Genomic DNA, 15,670 nt, shown 5'->3' with positions numbered 1-15,670 from the left:
CACGAATAGATCGCTCAGACGAATTGTGGGCAATCCTGAGGTTGCTCGACCGGGGCAGGCCCGATCATCCACCGCTTGATTCATTCTAGTTCACCGCCGCGGCGACACACGATTGTGCCGTGCAACATCGCGGCCACGCAGCAAAGGAGCCGCCTCTACTCGTCGCCCGCGCCGGCGCCAAGCACTTCATATTCGATCGGACAGCGCGTGTAGAAGAGTTGAACACCGCCGTGTCGGAGGCTATCGAGCAATGCATCGATACAAACGTCCTCCGCGGCCACCGTGACCACGACAGGTTGGTCGACCAATTCAAAGAAACGCGCCGCGTGGTACTTGCCATGCGCGTCGATGCATTCACTCACTTCGATCACCGTTGCACCCTGAGCGCCGGCTTTTTTTGCCGTGTCCAGAATCCATTCGACGACGGTCATGTGACTCTTGCGGTGGCTCTGATTGGCTGCAAACACCGTCAATTGACTGCCTTTCATGAGGCGCTCCCATTGGATCAGCCGGGGTTGACCGGTGGTTCGGGAAGGAATGTCATCTCCTCTGCATTGAGTGTAGCAAGCAAACTTCAAGGCCGGTCAGCTACGGCTTGTCGAGCTATGCCAGTGTCTACCCCAAAACGGCTTCGACCCATGCCGCCGTGCGCAGTGTCGGCAAATCGTCGCCATACCTACCGACCACCTGGAAGCCCAACGGCAACCCGTCTCGCGATAGCCCAGATGGCACGGTCACAGCGGGCACACCGAGAAAACTCCACGGAGCACAGTACGATCCGTCGCCCGTGTCGGCGAGCCCCACTGGCGCCTGGCCCGCGGCAGGCACCGTCACGAGCGCGTCGCAATCGTCGACGAAGTCACCGAACTCGCTTCGCAGCCGGCTTTGCAACGCCAATGCCTCGCTGTACCTGGCGACTGGAACCGCTGCGCCAGCGGCGGTCAACACCTTCAGGTGCTGACTGACCATGTCGGGATAGTCCGCCGTCAAACGCCCGATCTCGCGGGCCGCCTCCACCTGCACGACAGTCTGCAACGCGTCGAGCATCAACGGCATGCCGTCGAACGGGTCAAGTTCCACGAGCGTCACCCCGGCGGCCCGCAAGCGCTCCAGCGAAGCACGGAAATTGGCCTGCTGCTCGTCCGTCACGTTGCCCCAGAGAGGCGTACGAACGACGCCCAATTTACGCGGACGCTGCGCCGTAAAGTATGCCTCCCAGGCATCGAAATCAACGATCACTTCGGGCTTTGCGTCGATGAACAGCGCGTGACACACGGCTGCGCCTTCCACCGTCCGTGCAAAAAAACCGACATGATCGACGGAAGGCGCCAATGGATGCACACCAGCCGACGGCACCCGGCCGTGGCCAGGTTTATAGCCAACCACGCCGCAGAACGCGGCGGGCCGAATCACGGAACCCACTGTCTGCGTACCGACAGCGAGCGGCACGATACCGGCCGCCACAGCGGCCGCCGAACCACTCGAGGAACCGCCGGGTGTATGAAGCCGGTTCCACGGATTGACTGTCGGTCCCGGTTCGCGCCATGCAAACTCGGTCGTCACCGTCTTGCCGAAAACAACGCCGCCGAAATGTCGAATCCGCTCAACGATCCACGCGTCCCCAGCGGGTCTGAATCCGGCATAAATGGGCGAACCGTAGGTCGTCGGCATGTCGTGCGTCGCCATCAGATCCTTGACGCCGATTGGCAAACCGGCCAGCGGTTTGCCCGCAACACCGCAAGTCTCATACGTATCGGGTCGGTAGGCGAAGGCCTTCAACCATGGTTCGCATTCTTCGGCGCGTGCTTGCGCGGCTTCGAGTCGCGCGCGGCAAGTCTTCTGATCGCCACGGCTAGCGATCAGGTCGGCAACGAGTGAGACGGTATTTGCACTCATTTGATTTCAGTGCGCCGCGTATCGACCGCCGCCGTCCGCATCGATCACCACGCCACTCAGATATGACGCTCGCGCGGATGCCAGAAATGCCACGAGATCGGCAATTTCTTCGGTCTTCGCGGCTCTGCCGAACGGCAGATCTGAAAGCATGTCCTGCCATCTGGACGGATCGCCGAATCGCTGCGCCGCGCGCGATCTGGAGAGTGCGATCAAGCGCTCCGTTTCAGTTGGCCCGGGATTCACGCCGAGCACGCGGACACCGCGCTTCGTTGAATGCGCACCGGCCGCCTGGGTGAACGCCGTGAGCGCTGCGTTGCCGGCCGAGCCGCATAGATAGTCATAGCGTGGCGCCACACCGGCGATTCCGATGACATTCACCACGACACAATGACCTCGTTTCATCATCGACGGCACCGCGGCGCGGATCGTGTTGATGTAGCCGTGGACTTTCAGGTCCCACGCGGCTCGCCATTGCGCGTCGTCGACGTTCGCAAGGCCACCGCCCGGAATGGCGCCCGCGTTGTTGACAAGGACGTCTACCTCGTCAAGGTGCGACGCTAGTTGCTCGATGCCATTGCTGTCCGAGAGATCGACGCACAGACCGTCGACATCCGTCAGGTGCATCGCGCGTAGCCGCGCTATCGCTTCGTCGACGGACGATGTCTGACTGCCGACCAACTTCACACGGCAGCCTTCGCGCAGGAATGTCTCGACGCATGAGAACCCTATCCCACGCGATCCACCCGTAATTAGGACGCGCTTGTCCTTCAGTTCAAGTTCCATGCAGGTTTATCCTTGCGTGCGCCGTTCGACGTCGGTCGCGAAGTCAAGTACGGCGCGATTGAATGCATCGGGCTCTTCGAGATTGATCTGATGGGTCGTATGCGGCACGATCCAGAGTTGCGCGTCCGCGATCATGCGCTTCATGAAGAGCGCGGGAGCAAGACAGGGCTCATCGTCGTCGCCCGCGACGATCAATGCCGGCACGGTGAGGCGACGGAGTTCCGTTTCCAGCTCGTAAATGGTGGGGCGCCGCATCTGAAAACCTCGTGCGGTCAGCGCGGTGCCGAGCGCGGAATGCTCGATAAAGCACCGCAGGAATTCGTCGAAGCCACGGGGATCCTTCTCTTTGAGACGGCGCCGGGTCTGCCCGTTTGCATAGTCGGCCGTACCTTCTTCCATGCCCACCGACAGAATCCTCTCCGCCAACGCGTCGCAGTCGCGCAGGAACTGCTTGCGATCGTCCGAACCGTGGCCAGCCGCGGTCACGACGACAGATCGCGTTTTGTCCGGATGCGCGATGGCAAAATTCAATGCCGCGTATCCGCCCATCGACAACCCGACGATATGCGCACTCGCAATGTTGGCGGCACGCATCACGTTCGCGATGTCGCTGACCGCGTGCGCATGGCCGTACTGCTCGATATCGTCGGGCACATCGGACGGCGGATAGCCTCTCGCGTTGAACGTGACGCAGCGAAACCGTCGCGAGAGGTAGCGAACCTGGTTTTCCCAACTGCGATAGTCGCCGGCAAACTCATGCACGAAGACGATCGCAGGTCCGCTTCCCGTCGATTCATAGAAAAGATTGACTCCACCGGATAGTGCGTATGGCATGAATGCTCCTCCATTGGTCCTGTCTGCCCTAGCCCACGCGAACAAACCACATGTCATGGACGCCTTTGATGTGGCCGAGTATAGGATTTCATTCGATAGGAGAAAAATATTAAATGCAAATTGGTCCATCGTGTATTCTTATCGAGCGGACAATCTGGGAGTCGGCAGCGCAGCGGGCCAAAGAAGGGATTCATGGATTTCAAACAGCTGAAGTATTTTGTGCGGATCGCAGAACTCGGCAACATGACCCGCGCGTCAGAATCGCTCAACATCGCGCAACCGGCGCTGAGCCAGCAGATCTCGAACCTCGAGGCTGAGCTCGACACACGCCTGTTCGATCGAGGTGTCTATGGCGTACGTCCGACCCGCTCCGGCGACACGCTTTACCGGTATGCGAAGTCGCTGCTCAAGCAATTCGACGACGCTCGAGCGGCCGTCACGAGTGAGACTGAACAGCCTGGCGGCCGTGTTGCGATCGGCATTCCCGGTAGCGCCGGAAAGCTTGTCATCACGCCCCTCGTAAGCGAACTCGTGAGCCGTTCGGCGATCCTGACCGAGATCGTTGAACGTCCAAGTTCGGAACTGGTCGATCTGGTTGCAGGCGGCAAGCTCGACATTGCTATCGCGGTCGACGCGCCAAGGCGTCGTGGCGTCGCGATCACCCCGATATTGCTTGAAGAACTCTACGCGGTGATGCCGCCTGGACACGGTCAATCGAAGAAGGCTCTCCGGGCCAAAGAACTGGCCACCCATCCGCTTTTTCTGCCCAGCGTTCCGAATACGATCCGTCAGCGTGTCGAGGCGGCGTTTCTCGAAGAGCATCTTCAATACAAACTCGTCAGTGAAGTCAGTTCGCTAGACATCGTTATCCGGCTCGTCGCTGCGGGGCTCGGTTGGGGCGTATTACCGTGGTCCGCCATCGCCGAGGATGTGCAGCGCGGCAACGTCGACGCACTACGTGTCTCCGACCGATCATTACAGCGCGAACTCGCGCTGTGCGTGTCGGATGTCATTCCACTTAGCCGCGCAGCCGAAGTCGTGCGCGACTGTCTCGTCGAAATCATCACGCGCCTCGTCGCGTCGAAAGCGTGGGCCAATGCCACGCTGATCTCCACCCCGTAGATCTGTCTCTTCGCGTCAATAGGGATCGCTTATAGACCGATCCCAATTCCGTATTGGCCGCGCTCCAGCGGCATTTGTACACTTCGTCAAAGTCTTATCACGACGAAGTCGCGCGGTGCACCGCACGCGACGTACATAAATACGGAGACAATCATGCTTACCCATCAGGGAGACGTCGCAACTGCCCGCGAATCTGCGTGCAAGAAGGCCTTTTGGCGTGTCGTACCCGTTCTGTTCCTGAGTTACGTATTCTGCTCAATGGACCGATACAACATTGCATTCGCCCAACTTCAGTTGCGTGAGGCACGCCATATGTCCGACAGTGTGTATGGCCTTGGCGCCAGTCTTTTCTTTGTCACCTATGTCCTGTTCGCTGTGCCGGCGAATCTGCTACTGAAGCGCTGGGGCGCACGGCGGCTGTTTTTTCTGATTGTGCTTGGATGGGGTCTATGTTCAACGAGTATGTTGTTCATTCGGACTCCGGCCGAATTCTACCTTGGCCGTCTGGCGCTGGGTGCGTTCGAAGCAGGGTTCTATCCCGGTGTCATCTATTACCTCGCGACCTGGTTTCCTCAAGATCGCCGCAGCAAGGCATTTGCTGTATTCACATCGGGCGTGACTGTCGCCGGCGTGATAGTCGGCCCCCTATCCGGCTGGATCATGACGAAGTTCGACTCGGCGGCAGGCCTCGCAGGATGGCAATGGGTTTTTCTGCTCGAAGGCGTGCCGAGCTGCGTGATGTCACTGGTCTGTCTCGTGCTGTTGAGACGCGGCCCAGCAGATGCATCCTGGCTGTCTGAACAGGAGCGCCACGCGTTATGCGACACGTTGGAGCGGGAGCGCTCTGAAGCGCACGTTACGCAGGGTGGCCGTGCAATCGTTTCGCTATTGCGCGACTCCAGAATCTATTTGTTTGCGCTCGTTTATTTCTGTGCAGTCTCAGGAATATATGCACTCGGCTTCTGGGTGCCGGCGATCATCAGAAGCTATGGCGTCGTTACTCCGCTCGCGATTGGTCTTTATTCCGTCATTCCGTGGGGGCTAGCAGCGATAGGGACGATCCTGATATCGCGCCATTCCGATCGCGTTCAGGAACGGCGCTGGCATTTCAGCGTTGTGATCTTCGCAGGCGCCGCAGCGCTTGCACTGTCGACGATTCCTCATTTGAATTTTCCAACGGCGATGCTTCTACTCAGTATCGGCGCAATCAGCGTCACCAGTTCGAGTCCGCTTTTCTGGGCCATGCCGACCGCCCTGTTGAGCCCACAATCCGCTGCTGGCGGTGTCGCGCTCATTAACTGCCTTGCCGTTACGTCAGGCATCGTTATGCCGTTTGCGGTCGGCCTGCTCAAGGAGATGACGGGCTCTTTCTCGCCTGGCCTTTGGCTGCTTGCGGGAACGCTTTGCTCCGGCGCGCTGATTCTGCTCGCGATCGTGCCGGGACCCGAGAGTAAGCGGACACAGGACTACCTCATGCAGTCCGTCGGACATCCCCCATCGGTCACGCAGGCTGCGGAAGAAGGCTGAGCGCGACGATGTCACATCTCGAACAAAGAAGGAGAAGTCCATGACCGACACGCAATCCGGCTTTCAACAGCCTCTCAAGGGACTCAAGGTCCTTGAACTTTCGCAGATCATGGCCGGCCCCACATGTGGCCTTATGCTCGCAGACATGGGCGCCGACGTTTACAAGGTCGAGAAGATTCCGCTTGGCGACGACGCCAGAAACTACGGACGCCCTTCTGACGCCGGCATACCACCATCGTTCATGATGCTGAACCGCGGCAAGAAATCGATCGGAATTAATATCAAGAGCGACGCCGGTAGAGCCGCACTGCTGCGAATGGCGACGCAGGCGGACGTACTGACCGAAAATTTCCGCCTCGGCGTAATAGAACGTCTCGGCCTCGGCTACGACGTGCTCAAGGAATTGAATCCCTCGCTGATTTATTGTTCGATTACAGGTTACGGTCGCGAAGGCCCACTCGCGCAGAAGGGAGGTTTCGACCTGATTTTGCAGGCATTCAGCGGGCTCATTAGCGTGACGGGGGAAGAAGGCGGCGAGCCGGTTAAACCGGGCGTATCGATTGCCGACGTCAACGCTGGGATACTCGCGGCGCTCGGTGTGCTGGCCGCCTATGTCCATCGGCTGCGCACGGGCCGCGGGCAACGTGTCGACACATCGTTGCTGCAGGCCTCGCTGCAGCACATGTATTGGTACGCGGCGGCTTATTTTTCACGAGGCGTTGTAGCTAAGCCATCGGGTACCGCGCACCCTTTGATCGCACCGTATCAGGTGTATCGCTGTCGCAATGGGCGCATCGCGATCGGCGGTGCGAATCAGGCCAACTGGGAACGGATTGCAGATGTCCTGGGGCATGCCGAGTGGCGAAGCGACAGTCGATTTGCGACGGCTGATCTGCGGTTGGCCAACCGGGGCACTTTAGCAAGTTTGATCGACGCGGTGCTGGCAACAGATGACGTCGAGTCGTGGTTACGCCGATTCGACGATGCATGCGTACCGGCCGGTCCCGTGCAGAACGTCGCGCAAGCGCTGGAGCACGAGCAGGCGCGTGCCGTACGCATGGTCGTCGATGTCGATGCACCTGACGGCGGAAAAACCCGAGCGCTCGGCCTTCCGATCCTGTTCAACGGGCAGACTCGGATTGCATCGCGTGCGGCGCCGAGGGTCGGCCAGGACACGGAGGACATCCTTCGCGAATTCGGTTTTACCAACGGTGAAATAGAAGATCTGATTGCGTGCGGCGCTGTGCTCCAGCACCGGAGTTCCAACGAAGCAGCAGCCATCGCGAATAGCTGAACTGACATGCATACGAACTTATCGACCGATGGTGCAACCAGCGTTGACATACCTTTCGAACTTGGGCTTCTCGTGCACGAGCAGATCGCGATCATCACGATCAAACGGGCCGAAAAACGCAATGCACTAACACTCGAACTATGGCGAAGTCTCGGCCGGATCGCCGCGCATCTCGACACGCGAAGTGACGTTCGGGCGGTCATTCTGACCGGGACTGGTGCAAGCTTTTGCGCCGGAGCCGATATCGCCGAATTCAATGAAGTGCGCGGCGATGAGGCGCAAGTCAGGACATACGACGCCGTGTATGAAAGCTGCTGCAGCGCGATCGAAGCAATCGGGAAGCCGACCATCGCGGCTATCAACGGGTTCTGCATGGGCGGCGGTTGCAATCTTGCCATGGCATGCGACTTTCGCTTCGCGAGTCCGGGCGCGGAGTTTTCCATTGCCGCGGCGCGTCTGTCGATCGTGTACGGTGTCGCCGGCACACGCAGGCTGCTCAACCTGGCCGGCCTCGTGAACGCGAAGCGCATTCTCTTTGCCGCGCAACGCTTCAACGTGGCCGATGCGCTGCGCTTTGGCATCGTCGACGAAATCTACGAGAACTTGAGCGACGCCGCGCTGCAATTTGCGACCGCGATGACCAGGAACGCACCACTGTCGATTCGCGGCTCAAAATTGATTCTGACGGGTCTTGCATCGCGTGCGGGCTCACTTAGCCAACAGGACGTTGATATTGCGATTCAGCGCGCTGCCCGCAGCGCCGACTATGCGCAAGCGCGCGCCGCATTTTTACAGAAGCGCATTCCGCTATTTCGCGGGGTGTGAATCGCCACGACGTTCAATGCCGCCACGACCCATGCGCTAACTCGACGTCCCGCTTCGCCGCCGCCAATCCTTCGACGATGCCTGCGCGATCCAGCGCAATGCAGTAGACCGGCTTCGCCCGCTCGAAGCGCCAACTGTCGGCGAGCGCCCCGGCGTCAACCGGATCGAAGCCGAACTGATCGAGAAGCCCGCTCACGACGTGTTTGGCCTGCGCGTCATCGCCGGCGAACGGCAGCGCCCGACGGTTCGGGCTACCGGCCGGCTTGCCGTCCGTTTCCAGGTCTTTCGCCAGAATTGCGTTGAAGGCCTTGACCACCCTGGCGCCAGGCAACGCGGCCGCCAGCATCTGACTGGTGGTCGTCGCGCGACTGTCGAGCGCCTCGATCTGACCATCGCGGTCGGGATAGTAGTTGCACGTGTCGATCACGGTCTTGCCGTCGAGTGCCGCAACCGGCAGCGCATCGATGTTGCTGAACGGCACGGTCACCACCACCACGTTGCCGAACTTCGCCGCCTCTTCAGCCGTGCCGAGCGCACAGCCAAGTGCTGCGGCTGTGCTGATCAAGGTTCGCGGATCACGGGAATTACTGATCATGACTTCGTGACCATGGTTCTTCGCGAGCGTCGCCATCGCGCGGCCGAGAAAGCCGGCGCCGAGAATGCCTATCTTCATATTTCACACTCCATGTCGTTCAGGGGATCGCTCGGTTGAGCGTGCCCATCGGTGAGAAACACTATGATTCAAAACCTCAACCAGATAAACAGGCATAATTTTACGACTGTCGAAACCACAAGTGGGGAATAATGGACCGTTTGACCAGCATGGCCGTGTTCGTGAAAACGGCCGACAGCGGCTCGTTCGCCGCGGCCGCGCTCGCCTTCGGCATCTCCTCGCAGATGGCCGGCAAGCATGTCAGCACGCTGGAGGAGCGCGTCGGGGCGCGTTTGCTCAACCGGACCACGCGCCGCCAGAGCCTTACCGAGATCGGCCAGATTTTCTACGAACGCTGCAAGGCGCTGCTGGCGGATACCGAAGCGGCCGAATCGGTCGCGCAGGAGCTCTCCGCCTCACCGCGCGGGCGTTTGCGCATCACCGCGCCGGTTACCTTCGGCACCTGCTGTCTGGCGCCGATGATCACGCGCTATCTGAAGGCCCATCCCGAGGTGCGGGTCGAGTTGGCGCTGACCGACCGCTTCGTCGATCTGATCGACGAAGGGTATGAAGCCGCGATCCGTCTTGGCGCGTTGTCGGATTCGTCGTTGATCGCGCGGCCGTTGATGCCGTACCGGCTGTTCGCCTGCGCATCGCCCGGCTATCTGGCCGAACGCGGCGAACCGCATACACCGCAAGCGCTGGCAGACCATGAGTGCCTGAGCTTCGTCTATACGAGCCTGCCGGTTGCGACCGAATGGCATTTCGCCGATGCTCAAGGCGAACACGTGGTGCCGATTTCCGGCCGCTTTCAGGCCAACGACGTGAAAGCGCTGCTGGCCGCGGCCCTCAATGGCGGCGGCGTGATCCTCGCGCCCGAAGTGGCGGTGAAGGACGAGCTCGCCGCGGGCCGGCTGGTGCGCCTGCTGAACGGCTACGAAGCGCCCGCGCGCCCCATGCATCTGGTCTTTCCGGCAAGCCGCGCCACGCCGAAATTACGCGTGTTTATCGACCAGGTGGTGGCCGAATTCGGGCCGCACGCCGCGTGAAATGAGCAGCCTGACAAACCTTGCAGGCAACCTTCACCACCCGCCAATCTCCACCCATTGACCGCTAGAATTGCCGGCTTTGCCCGCTTCGGGCGCGCGACAAGGCAAAATACGGGTTTGCGCGCGCAAAACGCGCCGCAAGACCGGATGAATCAGACCTCGGCGGCAGGCTTGCCGCCGACCCTCGCAAAGACGCATGACGACAGCCCAGCAAGCCAATCTGGCACCGCTGGACCGTCGCGTGCGGCGCAGCCAGGACAGCTCGTCCTTTAACAGAGCCCCTCAGGAGCATTCATGACCGATTCGAACCCGTCTTTCCTCGGCAGGATTTCACTTGCCGTCAGTACATTTTTCAGCATCCTCGGCGATGGCGAATTCGCCGCCGGCGTGCTGCGCCTGCGTAATGGTGGAGCAGGTGGCGCCGCTGCCGCGAGCGCCGCGCCTGCACCTGCACCTGCACCTGCACCTGCACCTGCACCTGCACCTGCGCCCGCTCCTGCCGCTGCACCGGCGCCCGCACCGCAGGCGCCCACGCTGAAGGAACCAAGCCCGGACGCGGCACTTCAACTGCTCGGCCTGTTGCAACGCGACGCGCGCTTCATCGATTTCGTCGAAGAAGATATCAAGAACTATAGCGACGCCGACATCGGCGCCGCCGCCCGTCTCGTGCACGACGGCTGCCGCACGACGCTGCGCGAGCATTTCACGATCCGTCCGGTGCGTGACGAAGCCGAAGGCAGCCGCGTGACGCTGGCCGAAGGTTTCGACGCCACCTCGGTTCGCCTGACGGGCAACGTCGTCGGCAAGGCGCCGTTTAACGGCAGCATCAGCCACCGCGGCTGGCGTGTCGACGATGTGCGTCTGCCGAAGCTGACCGGCAGCCATAACGCCAAGGTGATCGCACCGGCCGAGGTGGAGCTATGAGCGACGCACGCTTCTCAATCGGTATCGACCTGGGCACCACGCACTGCGCACTGTCCTACGTGGACACGACCGCCAGCGACGGCGAAAAGACCGCCCAGGGCGTGCTGCCGATCGCTCAACTCACGGACCCCGGCGCAATCGCCAACCTCGATCTGCTGCCCTCGTTCCTCTACCTGCCGCATCCGGACGAACTGGCCTCGGGCGACCTGTACCTGCCATGGACCGGTCAACGGGAATTCGCGGTCGGCGAGTTCGCCCGCAACCGCGGCGCGGCCACGCCGATCCGGCTCGTGTCGAGCGCCAAAAGCTGGCTGTGCCATCCTGGCGTCGACCGTCGCGCGGCGATTCTGCCTAACGACGCGCCGCCTGAAGTCGCGCGCGTGTCGCCGCTCGAAAGCTCGGTGCGCTATCTGACGCACCTGCGCGAGGCCTGGGACCACGCGCATCCGGACGCACCGTTCAGCCAGCAGGACATCACGGTGACGATCCCCGCGTCGTTCGATCCGGCCGCGCGCGAGTTGACCGCCGAAGCCGCCGAGGCCGCCGGCTACGGCCGCATGACGCTGCTCGAAGAACCGCAAGCCGCTCTGTATAGCTGGATTCAGAAGAGCGGCGGCCAGTGGCGCAAGCAGGTCAAGGTCAGCGACATCATTCTCGTGGTCGACGTGGGCGGCGGGACGACCGACCTCTCGCTGATCGCGGTGATCGAGCGCGAAGGCAATCTCGAACTGCATCGCGTCGCGGTCGGCGAGCACATTCTGCTGGGCGGCGACAACATGGACCTCGCGCTGGCTCACGTCGTCGCGCGCAAGCTCGCAGCACAAGGTACCCAGGCCGATGCGTGGCAACTGCGCGCCCTCACCTATGCGTGCCGCTCGGCGAAGGAAACGCTGCTCAGCGACCCGTCGACCGATACCGTGCCGCTCGTCGTGCCGAGCCGCGGTTCGAAGCTGATCGGCGGTTCGATCCGCACCGAGCTCACGCGCGCGGAGTTGACCCAGACGATTCTCGAAGGCTTCTTCCCGCAGGTGGATAGCGCAGCGCGTCCGGTGAGCCGCGCGCGTGCCGGCCTCACGCAACTCGGCCTGCCGTATGCGCAGGACGCGGGCATCACGCGGCATCTGGCGGCCTTCCTCGGCCGTCAGGTGGGCGCGCTGGCCGAACTCGAAGGCTTGCGCGATATTGCCACCGCCGAAGGCGCGACCTTCCTGCACCCCACCGCCGTGCTCTTCAACGGCGGTGTGTTCAAGTCGCCGCTGCTGGTCGAACGGATCATGGGCTCGCTCAATGGCTGGCTCGCCGCCGAAGGTGCGCCGCAAGCGCGCCTGCTCGAAGGCGCGGATCTCGATCTCGCCGTCGCGCGCGGCGCGGCCTACTACGGCTATGTACGGCGCGGTCAGGGCGTGCGCATTCGTGGCGGCACGGCACGCGCGTACTACATCGCAATCGAATCGGCGATGCCCGCCGTCCCCGGTCTCGAGCCGCCCATTCAGGCACTGTGTGTTGCGCCGTTCGGCATGGAGGAAGGCACGGACGCCGAATTGCCGACGCAGGAGTTCGGGCTGGTCGTCGGCGAGCCGGTGCACTTCCGCTTTTTCGGATCGTCGGTACGTCGTCAGGATCAGGTCGGCACGCTGCTCGACTTCTGGGGCCCGGAGGAATTGCAGGAACTCGAAGAAATCCAGGCGACGCTGCCGGCCGCCGGCCGCACCGCCGGTGAAGTCGTGCCAGTGAAGCTGCATGCGCGCGTGACGGAAGCCGGCACGCTCGAACTCGAAGCCGTGCCGCGCGGCACCGACGAGCGCTGGAAGGTCGAGTTCGACGTGCGCGGCAGCGCCAATGCATGACAGCAATGAAGCGCTACAGCGTCGGGATTGATCTTGGCACCAGCAACACGGTACTCGCTTATGCTGCGGCGGGCTCGCAGGAGATTCGCGTCTTCGAGATCGATCAGCTGGTGAGTCTCGGCGAGGTCGCCGCGCGACCGCTCCTGCCGTCGGTGCGGTATCACCCGGCGCCGGGCGAGCTGAGTGCGGGCGATCTGCAATTACCGTGGCGCGCGACTGACAGTTCGATCGGTAGCGCTGACGCAAGTCAGCAGGATCAGCCAGCGGTGATCGGCAGGCTCGCGCGTGCGCTCGGTGGGCAGGTGCCGGGACGGCTGGTGGCAAGTGCGAAGAGCTGGCTGTCGCACGCGTCGGTGGACCGGGTCGCGCCAATTCTGCCCTGGGGCGCCGCCGACGATGTCCGCAAGGTCTCGCCGGTCGAAGCCAGCGCGAGCTATCTGGCGCACGTGCGAGCGGCCTGGAATCAACGCTTTCCAGACGCGCCGCTCGAAGCGCAGAACGTCGTGCTGACGGTGCCCGCTTCTTTCGACGAAGGCGCGCGAGCGCTGACGGTGGAAGCGGCGCGCATGGCGGGCCTGCCCACGCTAAGGCTGCTGGAAGAGCCGCAAGCCGCGTTCTACGACTGGCTGTTTCATCATCGCGAGAGTCTGGCGACTGAACTGTCGGACACACGGCTCGTGCTGATCTGCGACGTGGGCGGCGGCACCACCGACCTCACGCTGATCGAAGTCCAGATGCGCGACGGCGAGCCGGCGCTCACCCGCATCGGTGTGGGCAACCATCTGATGCTCGGCGGCGACAACATGGACCTCGCGCTCGCGCATCGGGTCGAGGCGCGTTTGCCTCAAGCGGGCAACGAGCGCACGCGTTTGTCGGCAGCGAGTCTGTCGCAACTGGTCGAACGTTGCCGCGGCGCGAAGGAGCAACTGCTCGGCCCGCACGCGCCAGAGTCGGCTTCGATCACGCTGCTCGGCGCGGGTTCGAAACTGATCGGCGGCGCGCGCACGGTGCAGGTGACGCGCGAGGAAGTCGAACAGATCATCGTCGACGGATTCTTTCCGGCGGTGGCGTCGGACGAACGGCCCGGCAGGCCGCGAGGCGCGATTGTCGAGTTCGGCCTGCCCTATGCCACCGATGCGGCGGTCACGCGCCATATCGCGGCGTTTCTGAGCCGTTTCGCGGCGCAGTCGCGCAAGGCGCTAGGCGCCTCTCAATCTCCAGGTTCATCTGACGCGGGCGAAGGTCAGGACGAGCCTTTGCCGGTCCCTGACACGTTGCTGCTGAACGGCGGCGTGTTTCGCGCTGAGGCGCTCACGCAGCGCCTCTCCAGCACCTTGGGCGAATGGCGCGGCAAACCGCTCAACGTTCTGCACAACAACAATCCCGACGTCGCCGTGGCGCGCGGCGCGGTCGCTTACGCCCTCGCCCGCACGGGCCAGGCGCCGAAAATCGGTGGCGGCTCGGCGCGCAGTTACTTCCTCGTGCTGGACGAAGCCGGTGACGGCAACGGCAACACCGAACCGGCGCAACGCGGCCTATGCCTGCTGCCGCGCGGCACCGAAGAAGGCCACGAGATCCGGATCGAGGACCACACGTTTGCGCTGCGCCTCGGGCACCCTGTGCGTTTTCACCTGGCCTCTTCAAGCGCGGACACGGTCTATCGACCCGGCGAGCTGGCTGATCTCACGCAAGGTGATTTCGTTCGCCTGCCCCCCATCGCGACGATCGTGCAAGCACGCGGCGCGAGCGCGGCGCGCGGCGAAACCGCGGTTCAAATCGCCACCTCCCTTACTGAAGTGGGCACGCTCGAAGTCCACTGCATCGAACTCGACAATCCTGCGCAGCGCTGGCTGCTCGAATTCCAGTTACGTCGTGAAGATGCCAAGGTAGACCTGTCGGCGGATCCGGCACAAGCCCGGCACCCCGCTCTCGACAAAGCTTTCGAACAGATCGACCGCAGCTTCGGCTCACGCACGCAAAACGTCGACCCCAAGGAAGTCAAACGCCTGCGCTCGCAACTCGAACAGCTACTCGGGCCGCGCGAGAGTTGGAACAGCGCGCTGCTGCGCGAACTGTTCGGTGCGCTGTGGGAACGCGCGCGCCGCCGCCGTCGCTCGGCGGATCACGAACGGACGTGGCTGAATCTGGCTGGCTACTGCGTACGGCCTGGCTTCGGCTATCCGCTCGACGAATGGCGCGTGGAACAGCTCTGGTCGCTCTTCGACGACGGCATCCAGTATGTCAACGAAAGCCAGGTCTGGTCGGAATGGTGGACGCTATGGCGCCGCGCCGCGGGCGGCCTTGACGAAAGCGCGCAACTGCGCGTGCTCGACGCGATGGCCTATCTGCAAACGGCCGCGCAATCGCGCCATAAACTGCCGTTCGATGCATCGAAAACCGGCTTCACCGACATGGTCCGGCTGAGTGCATCGCTCGAACGCATTCCGGTTGAACGCAAGATCGAACTGGGCGAGTCGGTGCTCACACGGCTGAAGAAGCCTGCGGAAAACCACCAAAGCTGGTGGGCGGTCGGCCGCATTGGTGCACGGCGGCCGTTCTATGGCAGCGCGCATAGCGTCGTGCCACCGGAGATCGCAGCGCTTTGGCTGAACACTATCCTCGCGCTCGACTGGAAGAAGGTCGACCCCGCGGCATTCGCCGCCGTGCAGATCGCCCGCATGACCGGCGACCGCTCGCGCGACCTGCCCGAAGACCTGCGCCATACGGTGGTGCGCAGGCTCGAAGCGGCCAATGCGCCGCGCGCGTGGATCACCATGGTCAGCGAGACGGTGGAGCTCGATAACGCCGATGAAGGCCGCGTGTTCGGTGAATCACTGCCTGCAGGGTTGAAGCTGATAACGGCGACGTCGTGAGCGGACGCCCCGGTGCGGGCCTGGCGCGTACGTCAATCGACGAA

13 protein-coding genes are annotated in these 15,670 nt (G+C 62.5%); 8 read left to right on the top strand and 5 right to left on the bottom strand.

Annotated elements, in window-relative coordinates:
- Positions 1 to 155: 155 nt before the first annotated feature.
- From PQQ96_RS28120 to PQQ96_RS28105, 4 genes are all read right to left on the bottom strand, one after another.
- A complete protein-coding gene (locus PQQ96_RS28120; RefSeq protein ID WP_408298711.1) occupies positions 156 to 488 on the bottom strand; it encodes a DUF190 domain-containing protein in 333 nt (110 codons plus the stop codon).
- Between the two features lie 127 nt (positions 489 to 615).
- A complete protein-coding gene (locus PQQ96_RS28115; RefSeq protein ID WP_408298709.1) occupies positions 616 to 1,896 on the bottom strand; it encodes an amidase in 1,281 nt (426 codons plus the stop codon).
- Between the two features lie 6 nt (positions 1,897 to 1,902).
- Complete coding sequence (locus PQQ96_RS28110) at positions 1,903 to 2,679, bottom strand: short-chain dehydrogenase/reductase (protein WP_408298707.1); 777 nt, start codon at positions 2,677 to 2,679, stop codon at positions 1,903 to 1,905.
- Between the two features lie 6 nt (positions 2,680 to 2,685).
- On the bottom strand, positions 2,686 to 3,513 hold the full coding sequence (locus PQQ96_RS28105) for an alpha/beta fold hydrolase (protein WP_408298705.1): 828 nt from the start codon (positions 3,511 to 3,513) through the stop codon (positions 2,686 to 2,688).
- 192 nt (positions 3,514 to 3,705) lie between these two features.
- Here PQQ96_RS28105 and PQQ96_RS28100 point away from each other — a divergent pair, with 192 nt between their 5' ends.
- From PQQ96_RS28100 to PQQ96_RS28085, 4 genes are all read left to right on the top strand, one after another.
- Positions 3,706 to 4,635: a LysR substrate-binding domain-containing protein gene (locus PQQ96_RS28100; protein ID WP_408298703.1), complete on the top strand. Its 930-nt coding sequence runs from the start codon at positions 3,706 to 3,708 to the stop codon at positions 4,633 to 4,635.
- A 153-nt stretch (positions 4,636 to 4,788) separates the two neighbouring features.
- Positions 4,789 to 6,162 carry an MFS transporter gene (locus PQQ96_RS28095; RefSeq protein WP_408298701.1) on the top strand — a complete coding sequence of 458 codons (1,374 nt, stop codon included), beginning with the start codon at positions 4,789 to 4,791 and terminating at the stop codon, positions 6,160 to 6,162.
- Positions 6,163 to 6,202: 40 nt separating this feature from the next.
- On the top strand, positions 6,203 to 7,456 hold the full coding sequence (locus PQQ96_RS28090; protein ID WP_408298699.1) for a CaiB/BaiF CoA transferase family protein: 1,254 nt from the start codon (positions 6,203 to 6,205) through the stop codon (positions 7,454 to 7,456).
- 6 nt (positions 7,457 to 7,462) lie between these two features.
- Positions 7,463 to 8,281, top strand: a complete 819-nt coding sequence (locus tag PQQ96_RS28085) for an enoyl-CoA hydratase/isomerase family protein (protein WP_408298697.1) — start codon at positions 7,463 to 7,465, stop codon at positions 8,279 to 8,281.
- Positions 8,282 to 8,294: 13 nt separating this feature from the next.
- Here the strand turns inward: PQQ96_RS28085 and PQQ96_RS28080 are convergent, their stop codons facing one another.
- Positions 8,295 to 8,954: an NADPH-dependent F420 reductase gene (locus PQQ96_RS28080; protein ID WP_408298695.1), complete on the bottom strand. Its 660-nt coding sequence runs from the start codon at positions 8,952 to 8,954 to the stop codon at positions 8,295 to 8,297.
- 131 nt (positions 8,955 to 9,085) lie between these two features.
- On the opposite strand from PQQ96_RS28080, the gene PQQ96_RS28075 reads away from it, so the two are divergent.
- The 4 genes from PQQ96_RS28075 to PQQ96_RS28060 all read left to right on the top strand — a co-directional run bounded on the left by PQQ96_RS28075 (position 9,086) and on the right by PQQ96_RS28060 (position 15,626).
- Complete coding sequence (locus PQQ96_RS28075; RefSeq protein WP_408298693.1) at positions 9,086 to 9,982, top strand: LysR family transcriptional regulator; 897 nt, start codon at positions 9,086 to 9,088, stop codon at positions 9,980 to 9,982.
- A 294-nt stretch (positions 9,983 to 10,276) separates the two neighbouring features.
- Complete coding sequence (locus PQQ96_RS28070; protein ID WP_408298691.1) at positions 10,277 to 10,906, top strand: DUF2760 domain-containing protein; 630 nt, start codon at positions 10,277 to 10,279, stop codon at positions 10,904 to 10,906.
- Positions 10,903 to 12,753 carry an Hsp70 family protein gene (locus tag PQQ96_RS28065; RefSeq protein ID WP_408298689.1) on the top strand — a complete coding sequence of 617 codons (1,851 nt, stop codon included), beginning with the start codon at positions 10,903 to 10,905 and terminating at the stop codon, positions 12,751 to 12,753. The genes PQQ96_RS28070 and PQQ96_RS28065 overlap by 4 nt, the downstream gene beginning before the upstream one ends.
- Entirely contained in the window at positions 12,750 to 15,626 is a 2,877-nt protein-coding gene (locus tag PQQ96_RS28060) for an Hsp70 family protein (RefSeq protein WP_408298687.1), read from the top strand. The genes PQQ96_RS28065 and PQQ96_RS28060 overlap by 4 nt, the downstream gene beginning before the upstream one ends.
- Positions 15,627 to 15,670 lie beyond the last annotated feature (44 nt).

Source organism: Paraburkholderia sediminicola, from assembly GCF_046027825.1.
Lineage (GTDB): Bacteria > Pseudomonadota > Gammaproteobacteria > Burkholderiales > Burkholderiaceae > Paraburkholderia > Paraburkholderia sediminicola_D.
The sequence above is the reverse complement of the archived record's forward strand: the minus strand, read 5'-3'. Positions and strand labels throughout refer to the sequence as shown.